The organism is Rhizobium sp. USDA 4016 (assembly GCF_056279705.1).
In genome coordinates, this window is the sequence record NZ_JBWCCY010000004.1 from 859,104 (window position 1) to 884,955 (window position 25,852).

Genomic DNA, 25,852 nt, shown 5'->3' on the forward strand with positions numbered 1-25,852 from the left:
TTAGTCCATAGGCGAGGCGGGGGCGGTCGAAGCCGAAAGCTTTGGACGTCCCTTCTCAGCGATCGCAATGCCGCCCAGCGTCAGCACCAGCGAGACGATATGGAAGAGCTGCAATGCTTCGCCAAGCAGCAGCACGGATAAAAGCGTGCCGAAAACCGGAACGAGATTGATGAAGAGGCCGGCCCGGTTGGCGCCGATCCACTCCACGCCTTTGATATAGAGGACCTGCGCAACCAGCGAGGCGAAGATCGCCGTGTAAAACGTGATGATCCAGCCCTTGCCGTCCGGCATCTGGACATTGCCGGCCGCATTTTCCCAAAGCAGCAGTGGCAGTGACGTCAGCGCCGCCGCAAGGGCGGGAAAGGCCATGAGCGTGCGCCAGTCGACCGGCGGCTTCCAGCGCAGAAAGATCGTGTAGATCGAATAGGCGGCGACCGCCACCAGCATCAAGGCGTCGCCGCGGTTGAGACCGAGCCTGAGCAGCGCCGCGATATCGCCATGGGAGGCGGTCAAGGCCACGCCGACGAGCGTCATGCCGAAGCCGGCGACCTGCGCGGCCGAAACGCCGGTGCGGAAGAAAATCAGATTGAGCAGGAAGATCAGCATCGGGATGCCTGCCTGCTCGATCGCAACATTGATGGCGGTGGTGTATTTCACGGCCGAGTAAAGCATGGCGTTGAAGAGCGTATAGCCGACCATGCCATAGAAAAGCAGCAGTGGCAGCTTCTTGCGGACGACAGGCCAGTCCTTCTTGATCTGCGGAAGCGACACCGCGGCGATGAGCGCGGTCGCAATTGTCCAGCGCAGGAAGGTCAGCGTCATGGGGCTCACATGGCCGAGCGCCAGCTTTCCGGCGACAGTGTTTCCACCCCAGCACAACGTCGCAATGGCGAGACAAATATAGGCCGTGATATGCAAGGTTGATTCTTTCCGTCTTCCGAAAAGTAGTTCGAATGGCTGCCGACGGACCGGCAATAGCCCGGGACTGGCTGATTTGTCACGTAAAAAGCCCATTTCGCCCTGATAACAGGGTCGCTTTCCAAAAAACAAAGCTTTATAGATGCGCGGGTTTGAGCAGAGCGCGGATAATCCGCCGGTAACAGGAAGAGTTGGATGACGAACGTAGTCGTGGTCGGTTCGCAATGGGGTGACGAAGGCAAGGGCAAGATTGTCGATTGGCTTTCGGAACGTGCGGATATCGTTGTGCGCTATCAGGGCGGACACAATGCCGGCCATACGCTCGTCATCGACGGCACGAGCTACAAGCTGTCGCTGTTGCCTTCCGGCGTCGTGCGCCCAGGCAAGATGGCGGTGATCGGAAACGGCGTCGTCGTCGATCCGCACGCGCTGATTGCCGAGATCGAGAAGCTCGAAAAACAGGGAGTCAAGATTTCTCCCGACAACCTGCGCATCGCCGACAACGCTACGCTGATCCTCTCGCTGCACCGCGAGCTCGATGCCTATCGCGAAGATGCCGCCTCCAACAGCGGCACGAAGATCGGCACGACGCGCCGCGGCATCGGCCCGGCCTATGAGGACAAGGTCGGCCGTCGCGCGATCCGCGTCATGGATCTCGCCGATCTGGAGGCGCTCCCGGGCAAGGTCGACCGTATCCTCACGCACCACAACGCGCTTCGCCGCGGCCTGGGCGTTGCCGAGGTGAGCCACGAGGCGATCATGACGGAGCTGACGTCGATCGCCGATCGCGTGCTTCCCTTCCGCGAAACGGTCTGGCTGCTCCTCGACAAGGAGCGCCGCAAGGGCGCGCGCATTCTTTTCGAAGGCGCGCAGGGCAGCTTGCTCGATATCGACCACGGCACCTATCCCTTCGTGACCTCGTCGAATACGGTCGCCGGCCAGGCTGCTGCCGGCTCCGGCATGGGACCTGGCTCGCTCGGCTATATCCTCGGCATCACCAAGGCCTACACGACGCGCGTCGGCGAAGGTCCGTTCCCGACGGAACTCAACGATTCGGTCGGCCAGTTCCTTGGTGAGAAGGGCCATGAATTCGGAACAGTGACGGGACGCAAGCGCCGTTGCGGCTGGTTCGATGCGGCGCTTGTACGCCAGTCGGTCGCGACCAACGGCATCACCGGCATTGCGCTGACGAAGCTCGATGTGCTTGACGGTCTCGACGAGCTGAAAATCTGTGTCGGCTACATGCTCGACGGCGAGCAGATCGACCATCTGCCGGCAAGCCAGGCGGCGCAGGCTCGCGTGGAGCCGGTCTACATCACGCTGGAAGGCTGGAAGGAGTCGACCGTCGGCGCCCGCAGCTGGGCCGATCTGCCTGCGCAGGCGATCAAATATGTCCGGCAGGTCGAGGAGCTAATCGGTGCGCCTGTCGCGCTTTTGTCCACAAGCCCTGAGCGCGATGACACCATACTTGTGACTGATCCGTTTGAGGATTAATGTCGCGGGTCATTATGGCATCTGGCCCGGCCGCGAATCGGGCCTCTCGAGAAAAGTAACTAATGGCTGATTTTATTGCAGTTATCCGGCGGGCGGTTGACGGCCTGGCTGAAAACACCCCCGAGATGCGGGCGAAGGTTTACGAGCGTGCCCGCGGCGCGGTGCAGCGGCAGCTCGAAAACATGAAGCCGCGCCCGCCGGAAGCGATGCTGCAGCGCCAGCTCGATAAGCTCGATACTGCTATCCGCGAGGTGGAGGCCGAGCACTCCGAGGCATTGCCGGACGATGAGGCAGCCATTGCTGCAGCAGAAGCGCCTGTCCATGAAGAGCCTATTTCCGAGCCGCCAGCACAGTATGCTGCCGCGCCGGAGCCGGCTGAAGAACCGGTTGCTGAAGAACCGGTCGCTGACGAACCGGTTGCCACAGAATCGGTTGCTGACGAACCGGTTGCCGCAGAACCGGTCGCAGAAGAGCATCTCGCCGATGCGGATGAACCAGCGCAATACCGTCACGAAGAGCCGCAGCCTGAACCGCAGGAAGAGGCGGCGCCCTACGAGGAGCCCGCGCCGGTAGCGGCGGTGCCGGAAGAACAAGAAGAAGAACGATGGGACCGCCCGGTCGAGGAAGTTACTGCTGCGGCTGAGGCGGAAGCAGCACCTCCCGAGGAATGGGCTGCGTCGCATCGCGATGAAGTGCCGGTCGAGGAATACGCACTCCCGCCGGAGGAGTATCTCGAGGAGGCGCCTGCCGTCGAGGCCGAACCGGCTGTCGAACCGGAATCCCTTCGTCCTGCCGGCGAATACAATCCGTCGAACCGGCTCGTTGAGCCGTTCGTCTCTTTCGAGAAGCCGGAGGAGTTCGTCGAGCACAGCCGCGAGGAGCCGCTGCAGGCCGAAACGGTTGCGCATTTCGATCCCGTCTGGGCCGAGCCGGCTGCCGAAACCCCGGCCGAGCCACCGAAGGACGCAGAGGTTGAATGGGCCACGGAGGAGGTCAGGAACTTCTCAGAAAGCGTTCCTCCAGCGGAGTCGGCCAACGACCACGCGCGCGCCTTCGAGGAAGCCATTGCTGGTCTTCAAAACCCGCCGCCGCCCGCGAAGATGCCGGCCGCGAACGAGGGCTTTTCGTGGGAAGCCGCCGCCTTTGACGATCTGCCGCCGATCGAGGCAGGCACCAACAAGAAGGCCCCTGTCGCAGCGCACTTCGACGATTCGGACCTGTTCGCCGAGATCCACGGCAAGCCTGCGGCGCCTGCTGCCGACGTACCGGGCGAAGAGTGGCAGGAAGCCAAGGCCCTTCGGGGCTACAGTCGCCGCGGCGTCGTTGCGGAAGACGACGATTCGGCGCCAGCTGCCGATATCGACCAGATCGTTGCCGCCAAACTGCAGAGCAAGAATTTCCGCATGGAACCGAAGCGCCGCCGCTTCGGTATCGGCACGATCATTGCCGTTATCGGCGTGCTGGCAGTGCTGGGCGGCGGTGCCTATGCCGCGTGGATGAACCGTGCCGAGCTGATCGCGATGGTTGACAATCTGGTGAGCGCCGCTCCGTCCAAAACGGCCGAGAGCGAGCCCGCTGCTATGCAGAACCAGACGCCGGCAAACCCTTCGACAAACAACACCGAAGCGGCCAAGCCTGCCGAACCTGGCCGGCAGGTTGCCGCGCTCGATGACGGTTCTTCGGTCAACAACAAGTTCAACCAGCGCCTCATGGCAGACGGTACGGAAGTCGACAGCGGCCCGGCTGCCATGCCCGGTACGCCCACCGCCGAAGGCAAGTCGGTCGCCGAGCAGAATGTCGCATCCACCGCGCCGGCTCCGCCCGTACAGGCAGGTGGGGCGGCGGCCGAGACGCCGCCGCCGAACGGCCCGACCGCTGCCCCGCAGCAGGTGCCGGCCGGTGCGAGCGAGAAGATGTTCCTCTATGAGGAGCGGATCGGCCAGAGCTCGCCAACGGCGATCCAGGGGGGCGTCGCCTGGAGCGTCCAGCATGAAGCCGGCCAGGGCGGCAAGCAAGAATCGACGGTGCAGGCCAATGTGACGGTGCCGGAGCGCAATCTTTCGGCTCTCGTGACCTTCAAGCGCAACTCCGATCCGTCGCTCCCGGCGAGCCACCTTGTCGAGATCGTCTTCTCGCTTCCGCCGAATTTCGAAGGCGGCAGCATCGATAGCGTCCAACGCATTTCGATGAAGCGCACGGAACAAGATCGCGGCGACCCGCTGATCGCGGTTCCTGCCAAAATCACAGATGACTTCCACATGATCGCGCTGAACGATTATCCGGATGCCCGCAAGGCGAACCTCGATCTGCTTTCGACGCGTGACTGGATCGATATTCCGATCACCTATCGCAACGGCCGCCGCGCGCTGATCACGATGCAGAAGGGTCCGACCGGCATAGCAGCCTTCAATACCGCAGTCAAAGAATGGACGGCGCTCGGCGACGTGAGCACGAGCCAGTAACGCGCTGGTCGCCTGGAAAAGTGGCAGCGGGACAACCCGCTGCCGGCTCATGTTGTTGGCTGTGTGTATTGCATGCTTGGACGCTCGGCGATGCGTTGCCACCAGGCGGCGAGACCGTGTGCTGCTCAAGCAGCTTCCGCCCTTCAGGAACCGTCAGGAAATAATCCATCATTGGTGCGACGTGCAGATCCGCCAATGTCAACGTCTCTCCTGCGAGCCAAGGCTCGCCATCCATCAAATCCGCAAGAGCCTGCAGGCAAACAGGCGCTTTGGATCGAGCGATGGCCACGCGCGCCTCATCGCTTGGCTCTCCGCGCAGCGGCTTCGACACCAGTTCCACATGAATTCCCCAGACGAGGTTGGAGTAGATGTATCCATCCGCGATGCTGATGATCTGGTTCATCCGGGCGCACTTCCTTGGAGTTGCCGGTTGCAGGCTTGGACCGTTGAATGCCGCATCAATGTAGCGGGTTATCGCTCCGGTCTCATAAAGATTGAAGCCGTCATGCTCCAAGGCTGGAATTCGGCCGAACGGCTGCCGGGCGAGATAGGATGACGGCGGTCCTGCCGCTGCAAAGACATCGACGGGCACCAGATCGTAGTCAACGCCCTTTTCATGCAAGGTGAGCCGCACGGCCCGCACATAAACGCTGTAATCCGCGCCGAACAGTTTCGGCTTTTGCCTCATCCCGGAAGGTGCCTCCTGCAAACTTAAAATGAAGAAAGCCGCCTGCCGCAATCTGCAGCAAGCGGCTTTCCGATCTCATATCGAGGCGCGAACCCGTTACGCCGTGGCTTCGACGACGCGGACGGCGTTTGCCCTTTCCAGCGCTTCCTTGCGCACCGCGTCCTGCACCTTTTCGAAGGCGCGCACTTCGATCTGGCGCACGCGTTCGCGGCTGATGTCGAACTCGGTCGACAGATCTTCCAGCGTGACTGGATCGTCGGCAAGGCGGCGTGCTTCGAAGATGCGGCGTTCGCGGTCGTTCAGCACGCCCATCGCCTTCGAGAGCATGCGGCGGCGCGTTTCGAGCTCGTCCTGCTCGATCAGCACGTCTTCCTGGCTGTCGTGGTCGTCCACGAGCCAATCCTGCCACTGGCCGCTGTCGCCTTCGGAGGCCTTGATCGGCGCGTTCAGCGAAGCGTCGCCGGAAAGGCGGCGGTTCATCGAAACGACCTCCTCCTCGGAGACGTTCAGCTTCGTGGCGATCTCCGCGACATGCTCCGGCTTCAGGTCGCCTTCGTCGATTGCCTGGATCCGGCCCTTGAGGCGGCGCAGGTTGAAGAACAGGCGCTTCTGGTTGGCGGTCGTGCCCATCTTCACCAGCGACCATGAGCGCAGGATGTATTCCTGGATCGAGGCCTTGATCCACCACATCGCGTAGGTGGCGAGACGGAAACCGCGTTCCGGATCAAATTTCTTGACGGCTTGCATGAGGCCGACATTGCCTTCGGACACGACTTCGCCGATCGGCAGGCCGTAGCCGCGGTAGCCCATCGCGATCTTGGCGACGAGACGCAGGTGGCTGGTGACGAGTTTATGCGCAGCTTCGCGGTCACCGTGCTCGGAATAACGCTTTGCCAGCATATATTCCTGCTGCGGCTCCAGCATCGGAAACTTGCGGATTTCGTCGAGATAACGATTGAGACCGGCTTCGCCGGCGGTAATGGACGGCAAGGTATTGCGGGCCATGATTGCACCCTCCTATATAGATTCCGGTTCCCGATGGAACGCGTCCCCGCGTCGGAACTGGCGAACCGGGACGTGCGGCTCAAATCCAAGCCCGCACTAAGTCAACATACAGATAAGTATGGCGGAACAGCGGTTCAAGCCCATCAAAAGCCTTCACGAAGACGTTATACTGCTAACGGCGGAGCGCTTCTGCGAGTTCCACCATATCTACGGGGAGGGGCACTTCGAAGTGCATGAGTTCACCCGTGCGGGGATGCTCGAACTGCAGCATATAGGCATGGAGCGCCTGACGGCCAAAGCTGTTGACGACTTTACGTGCTTCATCGGGCAGTAGATTGGCCTTGGTTCTGAAATGCGCGCCATAGACCGTATCGCCAAGCAGCGGATGGCCGATATGGGCCATATGGACGCGAATCTGATGGGTGCGGCCGGTCTCCAGATGGCATTCGACGAGGGCGGCAAGCGCTGTTGCATCCGGGCTCTCGTGGAAGCGTTCCAGCACTGCGTAATGCGTGATGGCCTCGTCGGCTTCCTGGCTGTCAGGACGCTTGACGGAGCGGCGCGTGCGGTCGCCGGTCGAGCGGCCGAGCGGCGCATCGATCGTGCCTGAGAGCGAGCGCGGCCGACCCCAGACGATCGCCTGGTAGGCGCGCTTGAGCGGCATGGTGCGGCCGTGATCGGCAAACTGAAGCGACAGGTGGCGATGTGCAATATCGTTCTTGGCGACGACCATGACGCCGGTCGTATCCTTGTCGAGCCGATGCACGATGCCTGGCCGCCGGACGCCGCCAATGCCCGAGAGGCTGTCGCCGCAGTGGTGGATCAGCGCATTGACGAGTGTTCCCGTCCAGTTTCCGGCAGCGGGATGGACGACCATGCCGGCCGGTTTCGAGATGACGATGAGGTCGTCGTCCTCGTAAAGGATGTCGAGCGGGATGTCTTCGCCCTTTGGCGTCGGGTCTTCCGGCTCGGGCAGCAGGAGTTCGCAATTGTCGCCGGAGCGCACCTTCTTTTGCGGATCGAGGACGACGGCGCCGTTCACCAGCAACTGGCCATCCTTGATCAGCACCTTGACGCGGCTGCGGGAAAATTCCTCGCCGAGCTGGGCCGTCAGCCAGGCGTCGAGGCGGCCTTCGGCATTCTCATCGGCAGTCAGGACTTTCCTAATGCCGGATGCTTGTTTAAAGGGGTCGCTCAAGACGCTTCTTCTCCGAAGTATTTCATAGGACACCACGATGACGAAAATCGAGCTGGACGATCAGGAAGAACAGCCCCTTGATCCGGCAATGGAAAATGTCCGGCGCAAGATGGTCCGCCTGCAGATCGTCTCCGGCGCCATCATGTTCGTGAGCCTTATGGCGGTCTTCGGCGCCGTTGTCTACAAGACGATGAAGGCCGAACCGGCAGAAACGGCAGCTGTCTCGGGCTCCGGCGTTCCTTCGGATTCGCCTGTCAGATCCACGGTTTCCCTGCCGCTCGGGTTCGCCGTGCAGTCCACGTCGCTCTCCGGCAGCCAGATCCTGTTCTTCGGCCAATCAATCGACGGCAAGCGCAAGGCGCTGGTCTTCGACATCGAGGCGGGTCGGCTCGTCGCCGACATCACCGTCGCCGGCAACTGAGGCCGATGGCTGCCGCGCCGATCACGATCGAAAGCGCCGACGATCCGCGCATTGCGGAATTCCGCGCGATCCGCGAACGCGACCTGACGGGCAGGCAGAACCGCTTCATTGCCGAAGGCACCGTCGTGCTGCGCATGCTGGCCGAAGCCCACGCTACGAGACGCGGCTTCGAGGCCGAGAAAATCCTGCTGCTGCGAAACCGCGCCGAAGGCGTCGCAGACATTCTTGCGCGCGTGCCGGACGATGTCCCAGTCTATGTCGCCGAGGCGGATGTTCTCGACGGCATCGTCGGCTTCCATCTGCATCGCGGCGTGCTGGCGCTCGGCCGACGCATCCCGGGCAGCGAGAACCTGCTCGACAACCTGCCGGAGCGCGCGCTGGTGCTCGTTGGCTGCGGCATTTCCAATCACGACAATGCCGGTTCGATGTTCCGCAATGCGGCCGCCTTCAACGCGGACGCCATCTTCCTCGACGAGACGTCCTGCGATCCGCTTTATCGGAAGGCGATGCGTGTCTCGGTAGGTTCCGTGCTGAGCGTTCCCTATCAGCGGAGCAGCAGTGCTCTCGATATCCTCGTTGCACTAGCAGAACGCGGTTTCGATATCTGGACGCTATCGCCGCGCGGCAAGACGGATATCCGTGCGATAGCACCTTCGGATCGCATGGCGCTGGTGGTCGGTACCGAGGGAGATGGGCTGCCGGAAGCTGTCCTGGCGCGTTTCAGGAGTGCGCGCATTCCGCAATCTGCCCGCCTCGACAGTCTCAATGTCGCGACGGCGACCGGCATCGCTTTGTTCGCGATGGCATCGGCGGCCGTTCGTCTCTGAATCAGCCCGGTTGCGACAGGATTGTTGCTGCGCGCTGGGCGAGGCTCACGCGTTCGCCCTCTTCGTTACCCGCATCCTCCGGCAGAAGGTCGCGGATCGGCGAGGAGGGGCCTTCGTTAAGCGCCGTCAGTGCCACCATGCCAGCCGCGATCGAGGCGATCTCTTCGCGCATGGCGCTGTCGTTGCCCGTCGTCGCCTTCGCCTTGGAAATGCGATCGGAAACGGCTGCACTGCGCGCGCGAACTTCTTCGGCAAGGCGGGCGGCAACCGCTGCTGAATCAAGTTCGGAAGCTGGAGATTCGTCCTGCATCAGTTCCTCCCCTTTGGTTTCGACCGTTGCCAGACCCGCATCGCGAAGCGCGCGGTTTGCCTTGCGCAGGCCGGCATTGAGCGACTTCAATTGCTCCTTGAGCTTGGCGATTTCCTGCTGGCGGCGGCCGAGCAGCGTTTCCTTGTCGGCAGCGGCAGCTGCCTCGCGCGCGGATTTGTCCTCCAGGCGGATCACCAAATGCTCCTGCTGCGTCAGCTTCTGCTCGGCATCCTTTGCCCGCTTCTGCAGAAGATTGACGTCCTGGCGCAAGGTGTCGCGTTCGTCGCGCAGCGCGTTGGCACGGACTTTTAGACTTTCCATCTCGGTTTCGCGCGCCGCCATGTCGATTTTGAGGTTGTCTGCCTGCTCGGCGAGCTTGTTGAGGCGCGTGCGCAGCGTCTCGATCTCGCTTTCCTTTGCAGAAGTCGCCTGTTCGGCAATGTGCAGGCTCGTCTTCAACTGGCTGATATAGATTTCGTCCATGCGCAGGTGGGAGCGCATTTCGGCAGCATCGACGTTCAAATCGCCGATCTGCGCCTGCAATGCGCCGAGTTCGGACGACAAGCGGCCGGCATCGAGCGCAAGGGAATCATGGCGAAGCTGCAGGGACAGGGATTTTTCGCGCTCGCGTATCAGGTCCTGTGCCGTTCTGGCATTCTCCGCAGCGTAGAGCGCCCGTACCATGTCCTTCTGCGCCCGTACTTCCTGCGGGGTGAGGGGCATTGTCGCCTTCATGCGGTTTTCCGTATACCAGACGATGCGGCGATGGATTGCAGGAGAGATCAGGAAGACGAGGAACGCCGCCGTCAGGAAACCCAGTCCGAACAGAAGAGCATATTCGATCACGGCGCGGCCATTGCTTTAAAGTTTGATTTGCGTCAGCGCCAATGATTAAAGCACGCGCTGCGCCTAGAGCAAGTGGCGGATAGGTGACGGCGGGCAAGAATCCCGCCGCCGATCGTGGGCTTAGAAGGGGTTCCAGGTCGGGCCGGGCGTGATTTTCAGATAGCCGACGTTGACGCCGAGGCGGGCGCCGACGCCGGTGCGGATCGGAACCACCAGAACATTATTGTTTTTGAGCAGCGTCATGCCAAAGCCGGCAATGACGAAGGCCTGGCCGCTGACACCGCCGAAGCGGGCATAAATGCTGTCGATCGAAGGCAGGTCGTAGACCAGCATCATGACGCGCGAGCCCTGGCCGCCGTAGTCGATGCCGAGGGACGGTCCCTGCCAGTAGAGCGAATGGGCGCCGGCGTTCTTGGTGTTGAGCTGGCCTTCTCCGTAGGTCAGGCCGGCGATGAAGGCGCCGGACCCTTCCTGTCCCAAAACGTAACCGTTTGGCAGACCATATTTTTGAAAGGCCGCTTCAACTACCTTTGCCAGACCGCCGCTGGTCGATCCGAAAAAGGAATGGCCAGCGTCGACGATCTCCTGCATGGTGTATTGATTGCTGTTGGCCTGCTGTGCCGCCGCCTGCTGCGGGGAGAGCACAAATGCTGCAATGGTCAGCGCGACGAAGAGTCGGCAAAAGCCCATAAATCTTCCGGGGGATTGAAGGCGCATGGTGTCATCCGTTCATCATGGTCGGTTCGATGAGCCGTTTCCGGCAGTGGATGCATTTTGCGCGGATCGTCTTAATAATCGGTTTACCAAATATGGTGTCATTATGGCGACGAGTACGGCGCAAACTTCGTGCAATTTTGATCAAGCATGATAGGCGGGATGAAATTTGCCGCCTTTAGGAGACGATGATGTCCAAGAACCCCAATCTCACATTGACCGGCCCGGATCTGGCCGCGCTACTTTGCAGCCGTGTTTGCCATGACGTCATCTCGCCCGTCGGCGCGATCAACAACGGTCTCGAGCTGCTGGACGAAGGCGGCGCCGATTCGGACGCCATGGACCTCATCCGCACGAGTGCGCTCAATGCCTCGGTTCGCCTGAAATTTGCACGCCTGGCATTTGGCGCCTCCGGTTCGGTCGGCGCTTCGATCGATACGGGTGAGGCAGAGCGCGCAGCCAAGGATTTCGCAGCTGCCGAAAAGAAGACCGAGGTGACCTGGAATGGGCCGCGCGCCATCGTCGCGAAAAACCGTGTCAAGCTGCTGCTCAATCTCTTCCTGGTTGCCTATTCCTCGATCCCGCGCGGCGGCTCGCTGGAAGTAACGCTTGAGAATCCGGAGTTCGACGCCAAGTTCAAGATCGTCGCCAAGGGCAAGCTGATGCGCCTGCCGGCGAAGTTCGTGGAAATCACATCGGGCCAAGTCGAGGAGGCGATCGATGCGCATTCGATCCAGCCTTACTACACGGTCCTGCTCGCCGAAGAGTGCGGCATGGAGCTCGGCCACAGCGCGACGGGCGAAGAAATTATCTTCACCGCGGAGTCGGTTTTTGTCTAGCGTCATGGTTGCATCGCTGCAGCCTGGCACGTCCCAGGTAACACTTCCTTAGCCTAATGGACCTATTCTCAGGGACTGAGGAAGCGCCACTGGGGTAAAAGTGGAGCGAAGGAGCAGGCATGCAGCGGTTCATGATCACTGATAGTTCGGATGTCGTCCGCAAAGTCGGAAAGCGTATCCTTTCCGAACTCGATTTCCTTGTCAGTGAGGCGTCCAATGCAAGCGAAGCGCTTTCGCGCTGCCAGGCCGAGCTTCCGGAATATATGATCGTCGATTCCGGCATGGACGGAGCGCTCGAACTGATCTCCGCCATCCGGGCGATGGAAGGCGGCAAGGACGTCAAGATCTACTACTGCGTAATCGAGGCCGATCTCAAGAAGCTGATGATGGGCAAGCGGGCAGGGGCCACCGACTTCCTGCTGAAACCCTTCGACCGCAAGATCCTGACGGCCGTCTTCGGCAACCGCGCCATCGCCGCCTGATTTCCTATATTCTTCAAGGTCTGAGCCGCCTCCGGGCGGCTTTGTTTTTTGCGAGGCCATGCATCGAAACGAAAAATCCCGCCGGAAAAGCGGGATCTCTCATGATCGAAAGGGGAAATTCGGTGTCTCAGGCGGTTTCGGCGTATTCGGCGCCATCCGGCTCGCGCAGAACGTAGCCGCGGCCCCAGACGGTTTCGATGTAGTTTGCGCCGCCGGCAGCATTTGCGAGCTTCTTGCGCAGCTTGCAGATGAAGACGTCGATGATCTTCAGTTCCGGCTCGTCCATACCGCCGTAAAGGTGGTTGAGGAACATTTCCTTGGTCAGGGTCGTGCCCTTGCGGAGCGAAAGCAGCTCCAGCATCTGGTATTCCTTGCCCGTCAGGTGAACACGCTGGCCGCCGACTTCAACGGTCTTGGCGTCGAGGTTCACGATCAACTCGCCGGTCATGATGACCGACTGGGCGTGGCCCTTGGAACGGCGGACGATCGCGTGGATGCGAGCGACCAATTCGTCCTTGTGGAACGGCTTGGTCATGTAGTCGTCGGCGCCGAAGCCAAGGCCGCGGACCTTGTCTTCAATCCCTGCCATACCGGAGAGGATCAGGATTGGTGTCTTGACCTTGGACAGGCGGAGAGTGCGCAGCACTTCATATCCGGACATGTCTGGAAGGTTCAGATCGAGAAGGATGATGTCGTAATCATACAGTTTGCCGAGATCGACGCCTTCTTCACCAAGATCGGTGGTGTAGACGTTGAAGCTTTCGGATTTCAGCATCAGTTCGATGCTCTGCGCTGTCGCGCTGTCGTCTTCGATAAGTAGTACCCGCATTATTATCCCCTTTACCGCCGCCGAAAGGTGGTCTGGCCCCCTACGCGATACCGAATACTTCACTGCGTGATTTGGAAGCTGCCACGAAATGGTTAACAAATTCTGATTCACTCTGGCAAGAGGTAACGAATTTATTAAGCAATTTGTCCATTTCGCTGTTTTCCAATGAGAATCCGCAACGCCATTTCCTTAACTTTTACATTAAGAATGGCCGGTAAGCGATTCATTCGACTCACCAATGAACAGGATCCGGAAATCGCGTAGTGATGTTTACCGACCCTTAAATCATCGGCACTATCATTAACGATGCCCGTAAACGAAAGGTTACCAGCGGTAGGTTTTTGTTAATACCGATGGAAATATTTTTGGCAGGCCGTTTCGAACCGGTGCGCAAGGGCAATTTTAGTAGAGCCGGGATCTCGCATCACTGGAGTAATGCGTATGAAGTCGCGTGAGAGCCTAGTTCGCCTGAAGGAGTTTCAGGTGAACGAAAAACGACGTCAGCTGCAGCAATTGCAGATGATGATGTCGGAATTCGAACGAATGACGAAGGATCTGGAAAGTCAGATCGTCATCGAAGAGAAGAAATCCGGCATTTCCGACCCGAATCACTTCGCCTACCCGACCTTCGCAAAGGCGGCACGACAGCGCGCCGACAATCTTCAGGTTTCCATCAAGGAATTGAAGATGCAGGAAGAGTCACTGGAGCAGGCGCTCGAGGAGATGCAGGCGGAATATGCCCGCGCTACCGCGCTCGAAGAGCGAGATAGCGCCATTCGGGCCCGCGCCTGATCGATTGGCAGATTGGCAGCGGACGCCGGCTGCGGCGTCCTGGGGATCGCCTGAAGAAGCCATGTATGACGGGCCGTGAGTCCGTCATACATGGCTTTTGGTGTTGTTAATTCACCACGTCGCGCCATTCCTCGTGGCGTTGTGATTGCGCCTTGAAGAACGGGCAGAGCGGAAAGATCTTCCAGCCGCCCTTTCTCGCCTCTTCGACGGCGTGAAGCGCAAGCGCCTGGCCGACGCCTTTGCCGCGCAGGGCATCCGGCACGCCGGTGTGATCGATGATGACGAGCTTCGGCGACGTGCGGGAATAGCTCATTTCGGCTTCGTGGCCGTCGACCTTGGCCACATACCGCCCGCCCGAGGCATTGTCTTCGTTCCGAATATCCATTGTATGTTCTCCGAAAACCGATGTTGTTCAGGCAGACCGTGACATGGCGGCCATGCCATGCCAAGCCGGTGCAGGTGACGACACAGTGTTCAACCAAGGGGTATTCGATGAGAAGACTGGTGGGAATCCGGCCGGTACTGCTTGCTGCGGCACCATTTTTCCTGGCGCTTGGGCTGGTACTGCCTCTGATCCGATTCGAGAAACTCTACTTCTTCGACGAAACGCCGTCGCTGGTGGAGATCGTTGCTGCGCTCTGGAGCGGAGGGGATATCCCGCTCGCGTTGATCGTCGCGATCGTGTCAATCGTATTGCCGATCCTGAAGATCATCGGCATTGCCGCCGAGGCGACGGCTGCCGGCGGCGGGACCGGCAGCTGGTTTTATCGTCACGCCGTGCCGTATCTGTCCAAGTGGTCGATGATGGACGTATTACTGGTGGCGATCGTGATTGCAGCGGCGAAGACCACGGGCCTGGCGGATGCTTTTACTCAACCGGGACTCTGGTGCTACGCAGCGTCAACAATAATTTCGGGCCTTCTTCACTCCCTTCAGGGAAATGCGTCCGGCCCGAAATAAATGTCTTTGCCTGAGGCAGTTGGTTCAGTGACGGTATTGCTGGATACGCGTCGTGCGCAGGCCGGCAAGGCCGTGACTGTTGATCGACGACTGCCAGGACAGGAATTCTTCGACGGTGAGCGTGTAACGCTCGCAGGCTTCTTCCAAGCTCAACAGGCCACCGCGCACCGCGGCGACAACCTCAGCCTTGCGACGGATAACCCAGCGCCGGGTATTCGGCGGCGGAAGATCCGCAATCGTCAGCGGGCTGCCATCGGGGCCGATGACATATTTTACTCGGGGACGTATCATTTCGGTCATTGGACTCTCTACACAACTCAAGACCACGCGGGCACTCTAGCTTGTCACATTTAAAAATTGCCTAAGCGCACAGTAAGACTTTGATAACAACTTTAGCTGCCTCACAGCCCGCCGGGGCGGGCTGCCTGCCGTCGCGTCCATTTGTACCGGATGCATGGCTCCCATGCCGAATAGATATTACAGATATTTCGGGGACGGCCTTATAAGCGCAGCAACATCGTGAATGAGCGCAAGACCTCGTCTCCGTTCTTCTCGCAGCATCAGTCAAAGATTGCCTCGGCATGCCTCACGTCCCTACGACGCGGGGCATCGTTGCAGTTGCTGTTGTCCGGCGCCGTAGCGCTTCCTCTGCGAGACCCGAACCGATGGCCGCGGCTGAGGACAAGTCGATGACAAGACGTGAGCGCGCAGCCCGAAACCGCGCAGAGGATAACGCTTTTCCGCTCTCCACCGCCGTTCCCACCGGCGAGCTGAAAGCCGAACTGAAGCGCCGGCTGGAGGACATGACGAAAGCTGCAGGCTTCGACTATTACCTCCTCGTAGCCTTTCCGCGCGCCGACAGCACGACATTTCTCGAAAATCGCATTATCAGCAACTGGCCGCAGAACCTTACCAATCTCTACGACGAGGTCGATCTGTTCTATTGCAGCCGGCTGGTAGGCGCACTGAAGCGAACGATCATGCCGGTTTTCTGCGATGCCAGCCCATTCGCCGGCGGTGCCGCCAATCAGGAGAATCGCCGGCTGAATGCGCTGTTCCAGATGCATGGGCTGCAGAAGACGTTCGGCTTTTCGCTGCACGACGCTGACCTGAAGCAATACATATTCGCCTTCTCAGGTCGCCGTTCTGCGCTTTCGCGCGAAGAGGAGATGGACCTTCTTTATGCCGCGATGGAAGCGCTCGACCGTTTCAGCAGCGAGAACCGCACAGACGAGGGGCCCTCGGAAAATCTCACCCGCCGCGAGATCGAATGCTTGCGCTGGTCGGCGGCGGGCAAGAGCAGCGACGAGATCGCAATCATTCTCGACCTCTCGCCGCATACGGTGGTCGGCTATCTCAAGGGCGCGATGCGCAAGCTCGATTCGGTAAACCGTATGCAAGCCGTCGCCCGCGCCTTCCGCTACAGGCTGCTGTAAGCCCTTCAGAGCAGAATGGCGCTGACCTCGGCCTTCCCGGCGCCGAACTCGTATTGCGCGGCGCCGGTACGAATGATCGAGAGCCAGTCGCCGCTCGCAAGCTGCGCGAGGCCGAATGCCGGTGTTCGCTGATAGAATCGGCAGACCGAGATCCTTTGCGGGAATGGCTGCCCGTTGTCCTGAACCTGACGGACCGCAGCGCCGAGCGTCGATCCCGTTGCTCCGCGTGCATGGTGTTGAAATCCGTCTTGCCGTTGTTTGCCGAGGTCGATGTGGAGGTTGAAAGCAAAACGCGGACGATGGGACGTGCCGGCGTTTTCACAATGCCGCGGCCGCAATGGCGAGCTCCGTCTGCCAGCTTGCGCCGTCGGCGCTCACTTTGACGGCAAATTCGTCGTTGCCGGCTCCTCGCTGGTCCAGAGATCGCCGGTTCCGGAGCCAATTACATACTTCGGACGGCGTTTCGGGCGGGAGGGCCGCCTTGCCGTCACGGCAAGCTGCACGCCATTCCTTTTTTGATTTTTAAGGGTTTTCGCCCGAAGCCATGCGCATCTGCACAGCCATTTCCTTGCCGCCCCAGGAGATGAAGTCGGGATTGGCGAAGTCGAAATCCGCCTTGCCGCCGGTTTTGCCGTAGGTCAGCGGCAATCCGTCCATGGTAACGGTCGTGCCGCCCGCAGCGCGCAGGATCGCGTCGCCCGCCGCCGTGTCCCATTCCATCGTCCGGCCGAAGCGCGGATAGACGTCTGCCTTTCCCTCGGCAAGCAGGCAGAATTTCAGCGAAGAGCCGATATTGGTGCATTCGGAGATCGCCTGCTCGATGAGAAAGCTGTCGGTCGCGGGACTTTTGTGGCTGCGGCTGGCAAGAGCGAGGCGCTTGGCAGGTGGTGCGCGGACCGTGATTGCAATGCGTTCCGTCACCGTAAAATCGGCGCCGATGAGGAGTTTTTCCGCGTGTCCTGCCTTGCCCGCAAAAGCAATACCGAGTGCCGGTGCATAGACGATGCCCGCAAGCGGCACGCCATGCTCCACATAGGCAATGTTGACCGTGAATTCGCGCCGCCTGTCGACGAATTCGCGCGTGCCGTCGAGCGGGTCGACAAGGAAGAAAGCCTTTCCCTCGATATCCGGCACGTGACCGGCCGCCACCGATTCTTCGGCAATCACCGGAATATCCGGATAGCTGCGTGCAAGATGGGCCAGGATGATCCGCTCCGCTTCTTCATCCGCGCGGGTCACGGGACTTGAATCTGCTTTCGTCGCGACAGCGCACCCTTCGTCGAAGATCGCGATGATCGTTCTACCCGCCTCAAGCGCCGCCTTTTCGAATATCGCTAACATGTTCCCCTCAACGGATGTCAGCATCCGGAAGCAGTATAAAGACATATATGGTGATCGAGTCACCTTTTTGCGCGGGGCATAGCCGTCATTCGAGAAGATAGATTGCTGGCGACCGCGATGGCAACAGGCCATACGAGGGGCAAATGGTTCCTCATCACAATCGGAAGTCTCCACAAGAAGGTTAGCGCAGGGTCCATTAGCACCGCATCATAATTGATTCGACTGCACGCCTCCGCTGTGATCCACTCGCTTGGGCATGTGCCGCCGCCCTGAAGGCTGCCAATCTAAGGAGCTCCACATGAGCAACAGCCAGGAGCACAGCAAAACTGTTGTCGAGACCCCGAGAACGCAGACGATCGACATGAAGCTGGAGATCGTCGTTATTCCTGTTTCGGACGTGGATCGCGCTAAGGGCTTTTACAGCGATCTGGGTTGGAGGCTCGACGCCGACTTCGCCGCCGATGAGGGCTTTCGCGTAATCCAGTTTACGCCGCCTGGCTCCGGGTGCTCGGTTATCTTCGGCCAGAACGTCACTGCAGCAGCACCCGGCTCCGCGCGGGGCTTGTACCTGATCGTCTCCGACATTAAGGCCGCCCGACGCGAGTTGCTCGGGCGTGGGGTCGAGGTCAGCGAGGTGTTCCACGACGCCAGCGGCGCGTACGCTGGCACCGACGAACCCTACCTGTTTGGGCAGCTCCGGATCCCTGGTCCGGATCCCGAGCATCGCAGCTACCGCTCGTTCGCCTCATTCAGCGATCCAGATGGTAACGGCTGGTTGCTCCAGGAGATTACCGCCCGATTGCCCGGACGCGTGGACGCCGACGACACGACATTCACCTCGTCCACAGAGCTTGCGGCCGCCCTCCGGCGTGCGGCTGCCGCGCATGGCGAGCACGAGAAGCTGACAGGCGAGTACGATGAGGGCTGGCCGGACTGGTACGCCGAGTACATCGTCAGCGAGCAGGCCGGCAAGCAGCTGCCATCGTAAGGGCGGTACCCGACGGCAGCCACGACGGTCGCTGCGAAGGCATATCTGTTTTGCGCCACCGAGACCGGATCTTGCCAATGATGCCGCGGATGTTGCGTCTCGACCCGTTCCGCAGTGGGTTCCAGCAGTTTGATCCCTCTTCGTCCCGCTACAGCCACCGCCGGACGCGGGCTTTGTAGGCGAGATAGACGTCGCCGAACTTCCGCTCGAGATAGGCCTCCTCGCGGGCGACCACGCCGTAGCGGATGACGAGATAGAACGGCACCAGCAGGACGATGAGCCACAGACTGTCGATGGCGATGGCCAAGCCGATGAGGCCGAGGAACATGCCGATATAGATCGGGTTGCGCGTGAAGCGGTAGGGTCCCTCGTCGACGATCGTCGCCGTTGGCTGGGTGGTCTGGATCTGCGTCCCCGCACGGCGGAAGGTCCCCGCCGCCCAGATCAGCAGCGCCAGGCCGGCGAGGAACACGATGACGCCGAGCGCGCCGGCCGGCATGGCCGCCGGCAGGAAGGGCAGCCGATAGAGCCAGTCGAGCGCGAGCCCGGCAATTACAGCGAGCGCCCAGGCGATCGGCGGCCGTACCGCCGCGCCCGAACTGTCACGCCAATTCCCGCTCACCTCGTTCATGCCGCCCGCCCGATCTGCTCCTCGCCTACCAAGGCCCTTCCACCGGTGGGAGTTTACGTTGCTTCGAAAGAGATTTGAAGTCAGAGGGGCGTGGACAGCCAAGGATCGACTTCGGCCGACGCTTCTCGCTATGCAAATGTCAGCTCCAGAGAAGCGACGGATTTTAACTTAAGGTGCACGTTTTCCGATGAAGCGGCCGACTTTTGTGATCGTGCAACATTCGCCCGCCTCGGCTCAAGGTGTGACTGCCCGGAACAAAGAGACGGGCGGGCGTGTTAACCGCCCAAACCCACCGCGTTGAAGCTCCGCCTCATTTCCGTGAGACCAAGATGGCCATCCACTTCAATCATACCATCCTGTCGGCTCGAGACAGTAAGGCCTCGGCAGATTTCCTGGCCGATATGCTGGGCCTGTCGCCGCCGCGGCGGTGGGGGCCGTTCCACATGGTCACGACCGACAACGATGCCAATCTCGACTATATGGATACGAAAGGTGAGATCATACGCCAACACTACGCCTTCCTGGTCGGCGACGCTGAATTCAACGCGATATTCAATCGAATTTGTGAGCGGAACCTGCGTTACTGGGCCGATCCCGGCCAGAGAAAGCCAGGCGAAACCAATGCCCACGACGGTGGACGCGGCCTCTATTTCGAAGATCCGAACGGTCACCTGCTCGAAATCATCACGCGTCCTTATGGCAGCGGCGGCTGGAATCCGTGAGAGTTGGGACTGGCGCATTTGCTAATTGCAACGCCCGGCACGCCGTTCGTTTGAAACGTTTTTCGCGTCCAGCCCTCGAATTTCGTAGGAATTTGCCAAAAGCTCCGGTTTTATGGAATAAGTGCCATGCTTAAAGCTGCCCGCCTTGCCCGCCTCGCAGCCGATTTGGTTAATCCACAGCGGGTTTCTGGCTAAAATTTCCTCAGGGAATGCCTCTTTAATGTGGATTTTGGGCCGAAACGCGCCATTTACGTCCGTTTCGCCAAGAATCTGACCCAGTAAAGCCTTTTTGTCTTCACATTTTCGCGGAAAACGGTATGGATGCCGCATATGAGGTTCCGATAAAAGGGAACTACAGACCAAAAAGAGATGCAGTCATGTTGGCTCGCATCCAGGGGAAATGACATATGGAGTATTTCGTCCAGCAGCTCTTCAATGGGCTGACGCTCGGATCCATCTATGGCCTTGTCGCTATTGGCTACACGATGGTTTATGGCATTATCGGCATGATCAATTTCGCCCATGGCGATATCTTCATGCTCGGTGGTTTCGCCGCTCTTATCGTCTTTCTCGTTCTCACATCCATCTTTGCAGGCGTTCCGGTCGCAGTTCTTCTGCTGCTGATGCTTGTCGTTGCGATGCTGATGACGAGTTTGTGGAATTGGACGATCGAGCGTGTTGCATACCGGCCGCTGCGCGGTTCCTTCCGTCTGGCGCCGCTGATCACCGCGATCGGCATGTCGATCACGCTGTCCAACTTCATCCAGGTGACGCAGGGCCCGCGCAACAAGCCGATTCCGCCGCTCGTCGGTTCGGTTTACAATATCGGCGGTATTTCGATCTCGCTGAAGCAGATCATCATCATCGTCATCACCGTGGTGCTGCTGGCCGCCTTCTGGTACATCGTCAACCGCACGGCGCTCGGACGCGCCCAGCGCGCGACCGAGCAGGACCGCAAGATGGCCGCTCTTCTCGGCGTCAACGTCGATCAGACGATCTCCATCACCTTCATCATGGGCGCGGCGCTCGCCGCAGTCGCCGGCACGATGTACCTGATGTATTATGGCGTCGCCTCGTTCAACGACGGCTTCACGCCGGGCGTCAAGGCGTTTACCGCAGCCGTTCTCGGCGGCATCGGCTCGTTGCCGGGTGCCGTTCTCGGCGGCCTGATGATCGGCCTCATCGAATCGCTCTGGTCCGCCTATTTCACGATCGCCTACAAGGATGTCGCGACTTTTGCGATCCTCGCTTTCGTCCTGATCTTCAAGCCGACCGGCATTCTCGGACGGCCGGAAGTCGAGAAGGTATAACATCATGGCAAACATCGAAAATCCTGCTGGCAAGCCCGCACCCGGGCTTGTCCAGAAAGGCCTTACGGAAGCCTTATTCGCGGCCCTCCTTTCTCTCGGTCTGTTCGTTCTCTATGTCGGCCTCAAGACCGACCAGAACATCAACAACGAGCTCATTATTGTTCAGCGCTGGGGCCTGCTCGCGATCTTCGTGGCGATCGCTGCGATCAGCCGCTTCGTCATCGTCGTTTTCGTCAAGCCGAACATCGACAAGCGCAAGCTTGCCAAGGCGAAGCACGGCGAGCTGGACATCTCGACCGAGAAGGGTTTTCTCCGCCAGCATTTCCTGAAAATCGCGCTGGTCGCGCTTCTGCTCTATCCGGTGGCCATCTACGCGGCTTTCGGCGCGCAGGGCTCGCTGAAATGGGTCGACAACTTCGGCATCCAGATTCTCATCTATGTGATGCTCGCATGGGGCCTTAACATCGTCGTCGGCCTTGCCGGTCTGCTCGACCTCGGTTACGTCGCCTTCTACGCGGTCGGTGCCTATACCTATGCGCTGCTCTCAAGCTATTTCGGCCTGTCCTTCTGGCTTCTGCTGCCGATGTCGGGCATCCTGGCGGCGCTTTGGGGTGTTATCCTCGGCTTCCCCGTCCTGCGTTTGCGCGGCGACTATCTCGCCATCGTGACGCTCGCCTTCGGTGAAATCATCCGTCTCGTGCTCATCAACTGGACGGCTGTGACCAAGGGCACCTTCGGCATCTCGGGCATCCCGAAGGCGACGCTGTTCGGCATTCCCTTCGATGCGACGTCGGGCGGCTTTGCCAAGCTCATGGGCCTTCCGATGTCGTCGGCCTATTACAAGATCTTCCTCTTCTATCTGATCCTGGGCCTTTGCATGCTGACGGCCTACGTCACGATCCGGCTTCGCCGCATGCCGATCGGCCGCGCCTGGGAAGCGCTGCGCGAAGACGAGATCGCCTGCCGTTCGCTCGGCATCAATACGGTCACGACCAAGCTCACAGCCTTTGCGACGGGTGCGATGTTCGGCGGCATTGCCGGCTCGTTCTTCGCAGTGCGCCAGGGCTTCGTCTCTCCGGAATCCTTCGTGTTCCTGGAATCGGCCGTCATCCTGGCCATCGTCGTCCTCGGCGGCATGGGCTCGCTGACCGGTATTGCGATTGCTGCGCTCGTCATGGTCGGCGGGACGGAATTGCTGCGCGAGATGGACTTCCTGAAAGCCGTCTTCGGTCCGGATTTCACGCCGGAACTCTACCGCATGCTTCTCTTCGGCCTCGCCATGGTCGTCGTCATGCTGTTCAAGCCGCGCGGCTTCGTCGGCTCGCGTGAACCGACCGCCTTCCTCAAGGAGCGCAGGGCAGTTTCCGGAAGCTTTATCAAGGAGGGGCACGGCTGATGAGCCCCGCAGAAATGACGACAATGTCCAGCGATACCCTGCTCAAGGTCGAGCATCTGTCGATGAAGTTCGGTGGCCTCATGGCCATCAACGACCTGTCCTTCGAAGCCAAGCGCGGTGACATTACCGCGCTGATCGGCCCGAACGGCGCCGGCAAGACGACCGTCTTCAACTGCATCACCGGCTTCTACAAGCCGACGATGGGAATGATCACACTGAACCAGCAGAGCGGAAAGCAGTACCTGCTCGAGCGCCTGCCGGATTTCCGCATCACCAAGGAAGCCCGTGTCGCGCGTACCTTCCAGAACATCCGCCTGTTCTCGGGCCTCACCGTTCTGGAGAACCTGCTCGTTGCCCAACACAACAAGCTGATGAAGGCATCGGGCTATACGATCCTCGGCCTTCTCAACATCGGTCCCTACAGGAAAGAGGCTGCAGCATCCATCGAGCTCGCACGCTTCTGGCTGGAAAAGGCCGATCTGATCAGCCGCGCCGACGATCCTGCAGGCGATCTGCCCTATGGCGCGCAGCGGCGTCTCGAAATCGCCCGGGCCATGTGCACCGAGCCGGAATTGCTCTGCCTGGACGAGCCCGCCGCCGGCCTCAATCCGCGTGAATCGGCGGCTCTCAACGCATTGCTGCAGGGAATTCGCGCCGATACCGGTACGTCGATCCTGCTCATCGAACACGATATGTCGGTGGTCATGGAAATCTCCGACCATGTCGTGGTGCTGGAATACGGGCAGAAGATTTCCGACGGCACGCCGGAGCATGTGAAGAACGACCCGAAGGTCATCGCGGCCTATCTCGGTGTCGAGGACAAGGAAGTGGAAGAGGTCATCGCAACCGTCGAGAGCCTCGAAGGGGGCGCAAACTGATGGCCGGCGAACAGCTTCTCAAGGTTCAGGGCGTCGAAACCTATTACGGCAATATCCGTGCGCTCGCGGGCATCGATGTCGACGTCAACAAGGGTGAGATCGTCAGCCTCATCGGCGCCAACGGCGCCGGCAAGTCGACGCTGATGATGACGATCTGCGGCAGCCCGCAGGCGCGCACCGGCGCGGTGATCTTCGAAGGGCGCGACATCACCCGCATGCCGACGCACGACATCGCGCGGCTTCGCATTGCGCAGTCGCCGGAAGGCCGCCGCATCTTCCCGCGGATGACCGTCACGGAAAACCTGCAGATGGGTGCGGGCCTCGACAACCTCAAACATTTCAACGAGGACGTCGAGAAGATCTTCACGCTGTTCCCGCGCCTCAAGGAACGCCACGCGCAGCGCGGCGGCACGCTTTCCGGCGGCGAGCAGCAGATGCTGTCGATCGGCCGTGCGCTGATGGCGCGACCGAAGCTCCTGCTTCTCGACGAGCCGTCGCTCGGTCTCGCGCCGCTGATCGTCAAGGGTATTTTCGAGGCGATCAAGAAGCTCAACGAGCAGGAAGGCCTCACCGTTTTCCTCGTCGAGCAGAATGCATTTGCTGCCCTGAAGCTCTCGCACCGTGGCTACGTGATGGTGAACGGCAAGGTAACGATGAGCGGGTCCGGCAAGGAACTGCTCGCCAATCCGGAAGTCCGTGCCGCCTATCTCGAAGGCGGAAGACATTGAGCCGGGCAGAAGGGAGAGTTTGACATGCAGGGACTTTTCTTCGAACCGGATACGGGCGTGCGGATGGTCATCCGCGGGCTGGTCGTGCTGATCGGGTTCTGGACGGCATGGCGCGCCGGCAGGGCTGCAGCTGAAAGCTGGAGCAACTATCCGCTGGTCGTCGTCTACACCTTCCTGCTCGCCTGGGTGATGCAGTTCCTGCATCATGCGCTCTTCAACGGGCCGATGCTCAGCGCCTTCTTTTACGTCATCGATTTCGTGCTGCTGCTCGTCTTCTCGACGGCGGGTTTCCGTTATCGCCGCACCAATCAGATGGTCAACAACTATTACTGGCTGTACGAAAAAACTTCCGCGTTCTCGTGGAAGGACAAACATTGACAGTCCGTTGAAACTAGGCATGAATTGCCTTCAGAGTGGAACAGCTTTCCTGGCGCAGTCAATGGTGGGTAATGCGCCGGGTCTTGGACCGGAACCCGCCCAAAAATTGGGAGTAAAAATATGAAGAAATCTCTTCTGTCGGCAGTGGCACTGACGGCGATGGTCGCCTTCAGCGGCAACGCCTGGGCCGACATTCTCATTGGCGTCGGCGGTCCTCTGACTGGCCCGAACGCTGCGTTCGGCGCTCAGCTTCAGAAGGGTGCCGAGCAGGCAGCCGCTGATATCAACGCCGCAGGCGGCATCAACGGCGAGCAGATCAAGCTCGAACTCGGTGACGACGTCTCCGACCCGAAGCAGGGCATCTCGGTCGCCAACAAGTTCGTCGCTGACGGCGTGAAGTTCGTGATCGGCCACTTCAACTCGGGCGTTTCGATCCCGGCGTCTGAAGTCTATGCTGAAAACGGCATCCTCGAAATCACCCCGGCTGCAACGAACCCGGTGTTCACCGAGCGCGGCCTGTGGAACACATTCCGTACCTGCGGCCGTGACGACCAGCAGGGCGCGATTGCCGGTAAATACCTTGCCGATCATTTCAAGGACGCCAAGATCGCTGTCGTTCACGACAAGACGCCTTACGGTCAGGGTCTTGCCGACGAGACCAAGAAGTCTCTGAACGCTGCTGGCGTCACCGAAGCCATGTATGAAGGCATCAATGTCGGCGACAAGGACTTCTCCGCCCTCATCGCAAAGATGAAGGAAGCCGGCGTCTCGATCATCTATTGGGGTGGTCTGCACACCGAAGCCGGTCTCATCATCCGTCAGGCTGCCGACCAGGGCCTGAAGGCAACGCTCGTTTCGGGCGACGGTATCGTCTCGAACGAACTTGCTTCCATCGCTGGCGACGCAGTTGCCGGTACGCTGAACACCTTCGGCCCGGATCCGACGCTCAACCCGGCCAACAAGGAACTCGTTGAGAAGTTCAAGGCTGCCGGCTTCAACCCGGAAGCTTACACTCTCTACGCCTACGCGGCCATGCAGGCGATCACCGGTGCTGCCAAGGCGGCCGGTTCGACCGATGCGGAAGCCGTCGCAACCGCGATGAAGGAAAAGGGTCCGTTCCCGACCGTTCTCGGCGACATCTCCTTCGACGAAAAGGGTGACCCGAAGATTCCGGGCTACATCATGTACGAATGGAAGAAGGGTCCGGACGGCAAGTACAGCTACTTCCCGCAGACTATGTAAGCTTCGCTTGCACGGTC

General features: G+C 60.1%; 29 protein-coding genes and 1 pseudogene. 17 read left to right on the forward strand and 13 right to left on the reverse strand.

The window, feature by feature from the left end:
* Positions 1–918: a DMT family transporter gene (locus ACZ9DP_RS19400; protein WP_074069317.1), complete on the reverse strand. Its 918-nt coding sequence runs from the start codon at positions 916–918 to the stop codon at positions 1–3.
* Between the two features lie 195 nt (positions 919–1,113).
* On the opposite strand from ACZ9DP_RS19400, the gene ACZ9DP_RS19405 reads away from it, so the two are divergent.
* Both ACZ9DP_RS19405 and ACZ9DP_RS19410 read left to right on the forward strand, forming a co-directional pair.
* The gene (locus ACZ9DP_RS19405) at positions 1,114–2,412 is read left to right on the forward strand and encodes an adenylosuccinate synthase (RefSeq protein WP_194727814.1); all 1,299 of its coding nucleotides are present in this window, start codon (positions 1,114–1,116) and stop codon (positions 2,410–2,412) included.
* A gap of 62 nt (positions 2,413–2,474) precedes the next feature.
* Positions 2,475–4,874 (forward strand): hypothetical protein, encoded by a 2,400-nt coding sequence (locus ACZ9DP_RS19410; protein WP_476203316.1) that lies wholly within the window; start codon positions 2,475–2,477, stop codon positions 4,872–4,874.
* A 47-nt stretch (positions 4,875–4,921) separates the two neighbouring features.
* Here ACZ9DP_RS19410 and ACZ9DP_RS19415 read toward each other — a convergent pair.
* The 3 genes and pseudogenes from ACZ9DP_RS19415 to ACZ9DP_RS19425 all read right to left on the reverse strand — a co-directional run bounded on the left by ACZ9DP_RS19415 (position 4,922) and on the right by ACZ9DP_RS19425 (position 7,765).
* Positions 4,922–5,562, reverse strand: a pseudogene (locus ACZ9DP_RS19415) (glutathione S-transferase family protein).
* 96 nt (positions 5,563–5,658) lie between these two features.
* Positions 5,659–6,567, reverse strand: a complete 909-nt coding sequence (gene rpoH, locus ACZ9DP_RS19420) for an RNA polymerase sigma factor RpoH (RefSeq protein WP_039845711.1) — start codon at positions 6,565–6,567, stop codon at positions 5,659–5,661.
* A gap of 172 nt (positions 6,568–6,739) precedes the next feature.
* Positions 6,740–7,765, reverse strand: a complete 1,026-nt coding sequence (locus ACZ9DP_RS19425) for an RluA family pseudouridine synthase (protein WP_476203317.1) — start codon at positions 7,763–7,765, stop codon at positions 6,740–6,742.
* Between the two features lie 37 nt (positions 7,766–7,802).
* Here ACZ9DP_RS19425 and ACZ9DP_RS19430 point away from each other — a divergent pair, with 37 nt between their 5' ends.
* Together ACZ9DP_RS19430 and ACZ9DP_RS19435 are read left to right on the forward strand one after the other, a co-directional pair.
* Complete coding sequence (locus ACZ9DP_RS19430) at positions 7,803–8,186, forward strand: hypothetical protein (RefSeq protein ID WP_194727811.1); 384 nt, start codon at positions 7,803–7,805, stop codon at positions 8,184–8,186.
* A 5-nt stretch (positions 8,187–8,191) separates the two neighbouring features.
* On the forward strand, positions 8,192–9,013 hold the full coding sequence (locus ACZ9DP_RS19435; protein WP_194727810.1) for a TrmH family RNA methyltransferase: 822 nt from the start codon (positions 8,192–8,194) through the stop codon (positions 9,011–9,013).
* A gap of 1 nt (position 9,014) precedes the next feature.
* Here ACZ9DP_RS19435 and ACZ9DP_RS19440 read toward each other — a convergent pair whose 3' ends face one another.
* A complete protein-coding gene (locus ACZ9DP_RS19440) occupies positions 9,015–10,169 on the reverse strand; it encodes a hypothetical protein (RefSeq protein ID WP_476203318.1) in 1,155 nt (384 codons plus the stop codon).
* A gap of 120 nt (positions 10,170–10,289) precedes the next feature.
* Positions 10,290–10,886, reverse strand: a complete 597-nt coding sequence (locus ACZ9DP_RS19445) for a DUF1134 domain-containing protein (RefSeq protein WP_074069309.1) — start codon at positions 10,884–10,886, stop codon at positions 10,290–10,292.
* A gap of 185 nt (positions 10,887–11,071) precedes the next feature.
* Between ACZ9DP_RS19445 and chpT the strand changes: the two genes are divergently transcribed.
* Positions 11,072–11,722, forward strand: a complete 651-nt coding sequence (gene chpT, locus ACZ9DP_RS19450) for a histidine phosphotransferase ChpT (RefSeq protein ID WP_420882119.1) — start codon at positions 11,072–11,074, stop codon at positions 11,720–11,722.
* A gap of 119 nt (positions 11,723–11,841) precedes the next feature.
* Positions 11,842–12,204, forward strand: coding sequence for a response regulator (locus ACZ9DP_RS19455; protein WP_022716949.1), 363 nt, complete (start codon positions 11,842–11,844; stop codon positions 12,202–12,204).
* A 127-nt stretch (positions 12,205–12,331) separates the two neighbouring features.
* Here ACZ9DP_RS19455 and ctrA read toward each other — a convergent pair whose 3' ends face one another.
* Positions 12,332–13,033 (reverse strand): response regulator transcription factor CtrA, encoded by a 702-nt coding sequence (gene ctrA / locus ACZ9DP_RS19460; RefSeq protein ID WP_003542362.1) that lies wholly within the window; start codon positions 13,031–13,033, stop codon positions 12,332–12,334.
* A gap of 441 nt (positions 13,034–13,474) precedes the next feature.
* Here ctrA and ACZ9DP_RS19465 point away from each other — a divergent pair, with 441 nt between their 5' ends.
* Positions 13,475–13,825: a flagellar export protein FliJ gene (locus tag ACZ9DP_RS19465; RefSeq protein WP_074062076.1), complete on the forward strand. Its 351-nt coding sequence runs from the start codon at positions 13,475–13,477 to the stop codon at positions 13,823–13,825.
* Positions 13,826–13,931: 106 nt separating this feature from the next.
* On the opposite strand, the gene ACZ9DP_RS19470 is transcribed toward ACZ9DP_RS19465, so the two are convergent.
* Positions 13,932–14,210 (reverse strand): GNAT family N-acetyltransferase, encoded by a 279-nt coding sequence (locus tag ACZ9DP_RS19470; protein WP_194727806.1) that lies wholly within the window; start codon positions 14,208–14,210, stop codon positions 13,932–13,934.
* Positions 14,211–14,317: 107 nt separating this feature from the next.
* On the opposite strand from ACZ9DP_RS19470, the gene ACZ9DP_RS19475 reads away from it, so the two are divergent.
* Entirely contained in the window at positions 14,318–14,785 is a 468-nt protein-coding gene (locus tag ACZ9DP_RS19475) for a paraquat-inducible protein A (RefSeq protein WP_074070367.1), read from the forward strand.
* Positions 14,786–14,809: 24 nt separating this feature from the next.
* On the opposite strand, the gene sciP is transcribed toward ACZ9DP_RS19475, so the two are convergent.
* The gene (sciP, locus tag ACZ9DP_RS19480; RefSeq protein WP_007533628.1) at positions 14,810–15,085 is read right to left on the reverse strand and encodes a CtrA inhibitor SciP; all 276 of its coding nucleotides are present in this window, start codon (positions 15,083–15,085) and stop codon (positions 14,810–14,812) included.
* Positions 15,086–15,474: 389 nt separating this feature from the next.
* Here sciP and ACZ9DP_RS19485 point away from each other — a divergent pair, with 389 nt between their 5' ends.
* On the forward strand, positions 15,475–16,221 hold the full coding sequence (locus tag ACZ9DP_RS19485) for a helix-turn-helix transcriptional regulator (RefSeq protein ID WP_283068992.1): 747 nt from the start codon (positions 15,475–15,477) through the stop codon (positions 16,219–16,221).
* A gap of 5 nt (positions 16,222–16,226) precedes the next feature.
* On the opposite strand, the gene ACZ9DP_RS19490 is transcribed toward ACZ9DP_RS19485, so the two are convergent.
* Together ACZ9DP_RS19490 and cysQ are read right to left on the reverse strand one after the other, a co-directional pair.
* Positions 16,227–16,559 carry a hypothetical protein gene (locus tag ACZ9DP_RS19490; protein WP_476203319.1) on the reverse strand — a complete coding sequence of 111 codons (333 nt, stop codon included), beginning with the start codon at positions 16,557–16,559 and terminating at the stop codon, positions 16,227–16,229.
* A gap of 184 nt (positions 16,560–16,743) precedes the next feature.
* Positions 16,744–17,562 (reverse strand): 3'(2'),5'-bisphosphate nucleotidase CysQ, encoded by an 819-nt coding sequence (cysQ, locus tag ACZ9DP_RS19495; protein WP_372414482.1) that lies wholly within the window; start codon positions 17,560–17,562, stop codon positions 16,744–16,746.
* A gap of 298 nt (positions 17,563–17,860) precedes the next feature.
* Between cysQ and ACZ9DP_RS19500 the strand changes: the two genes are divergently transcribed.
* The gene (locus tag ACZ9DP_RS19500; RefSeq protein WP_476203320.1) at positions 17,861–18,550 is read left to right on the forward strand and encodes a VOC family protein; all 690 of its coding nucleotides are present in this window, start codon (positions 17,861–17,863) and stop codon (positions 18,548–18,550) included.
* A 148-nt stretch (positions 18,551–18,698) separates the two neighbouring features.
* On the opposite strand, the gene ACZ9DP_RS19505 is transcribed toward ACZ9DP_RS19500, so the two are convergent.
* A complete protein-coding gene (locus tag ACZ9DP_RS19505) occupies positions 18,699–19,181 on the reverse strand; it encodes a methyltransferase family protein (protein WP_194727802.1) in 483 nt (160 codons plus the stop codon).
* Positions 19,182–19,510: 329 nt separating this feature from the next.
* Here ACZ9DP_RS19505 and ACZ9DP_RS19510 point away from each other — a divergent pair, with 329 nt between their 5' ends.
* Complete coding sequence (locus tag ACZ9DP_RS19510) at positions 19,511–19,903, forward strand: VOC family protein (RefSeq protein WP_476203321.1); 393 nt, start codon at positions 19,511–19,513, stop codon at positions 19,901–19,903.
* 21 nt (positions 19,904–19,924) lie between these two features.
* Here ACZ9DP_RS19510 and ACZ9DP_RS19515 read toward each other — a convergent pair whose 3' ends face one another.
* A complete protein-coding gene (locus tag ACZ9DP_RS19515; protein ID WP_476203322.1) occupies positions 19,925–20,233 on the reverse strand; it encodes a hypothetical protein in 309 nt (102 codons plus the stop codon).
* A gap of 77 nt (positions 20,234–20,310) precedes the next feature.
* Between ACZ9DP_RS19515 and ACZ9DP_RS19520 the strand changes: the two genes are divergently transcribed.
* The 6 genes from ACZ9DP_RS19520 (at position 20,311) to ACZ9DP_RS19545 (ending at position 25,835) form a co-directional block, all read left to right on the forward strand.
* A complete protein-coding gene (locus tag ACZ9DP_RS19520; protein WP_476203323.1) occupies positions 20,311–21,213 on the forward strand; it encodes a branched-chain amino acid ABC transporter permease in 903 nt (300 codons plus the stop codon).
* A gap of 4 nt (positions 21,214–21,217) precedes the next feature.
* A complete protein-coding gene (gene livM / locus ACZ9DP_RS19525; protein WP_372414487.1) occupies positions 21,218–22,609 on the forward strand; it encodes a high-affinity branched-chain amino acid ABC transporter permease LivM in 1,392 nt (463 codons plus the stop codon).
* Complete coding sequence (locus tag ACZ9DP_RS19530) at positions 22,609–23,487, forward strand: ABC transporter ATP-binding protein (protein ID WP_022716960.1); 879 nt, start codon at positions 22,609–22,611, stop codon at positions 23,485–23,487. Before livM ends, ACZ9DP_RS19530 begins: the two co-directional genes overlap by 1 nt.
* Positions 23,487–24,215: an ABC transporter ATP-binding protein gene (locus ACZ9DP_RS19535; RefSeq protein WP_074069286.1), complete on the forward strand. Its 729-nt coding sequence runs from the start codon at positions 23,487–23,489 to the stop codon at positions 24,213–24,215. The genes ACZ9DP_RS19530 and ACZ9DP_RS19535 overlap by 1 nt, the downstream gene beginning before the upstream one ends.
* 24 nt (positions 24,216–24,239) lie before the next feature.
* On the forward strand, positions 24,240–24,593 hold the full coding sequence (locus ACZ9DP_RS19540) for a DUF6867 family protein (RefSeq protein ID WP_074069285.1): 354 nt from the start codon (positions 24,240–24,242) through the stop codon (positions 24,591–24,593).
* Between the two features lie 120 nt (positions 24,594–24,713).
* Positions 24,714–25,835 carry a branched-chain amino acid ABC transporter substrate-binding protein gene (locus ACZ9DP_RS19545; RefSeq protein WP_074069284.1) on the forward strand — a complete coding sequence of 374 codons (1,122 nt, stop codon included), beginning with the start codon at positions 24,714–24,716 and terminating at the stop codon, positions 25,833–25,835.
* The last annotated feature ends 17 nt before the right edge of the window (positions 25,836–25,852 follow it).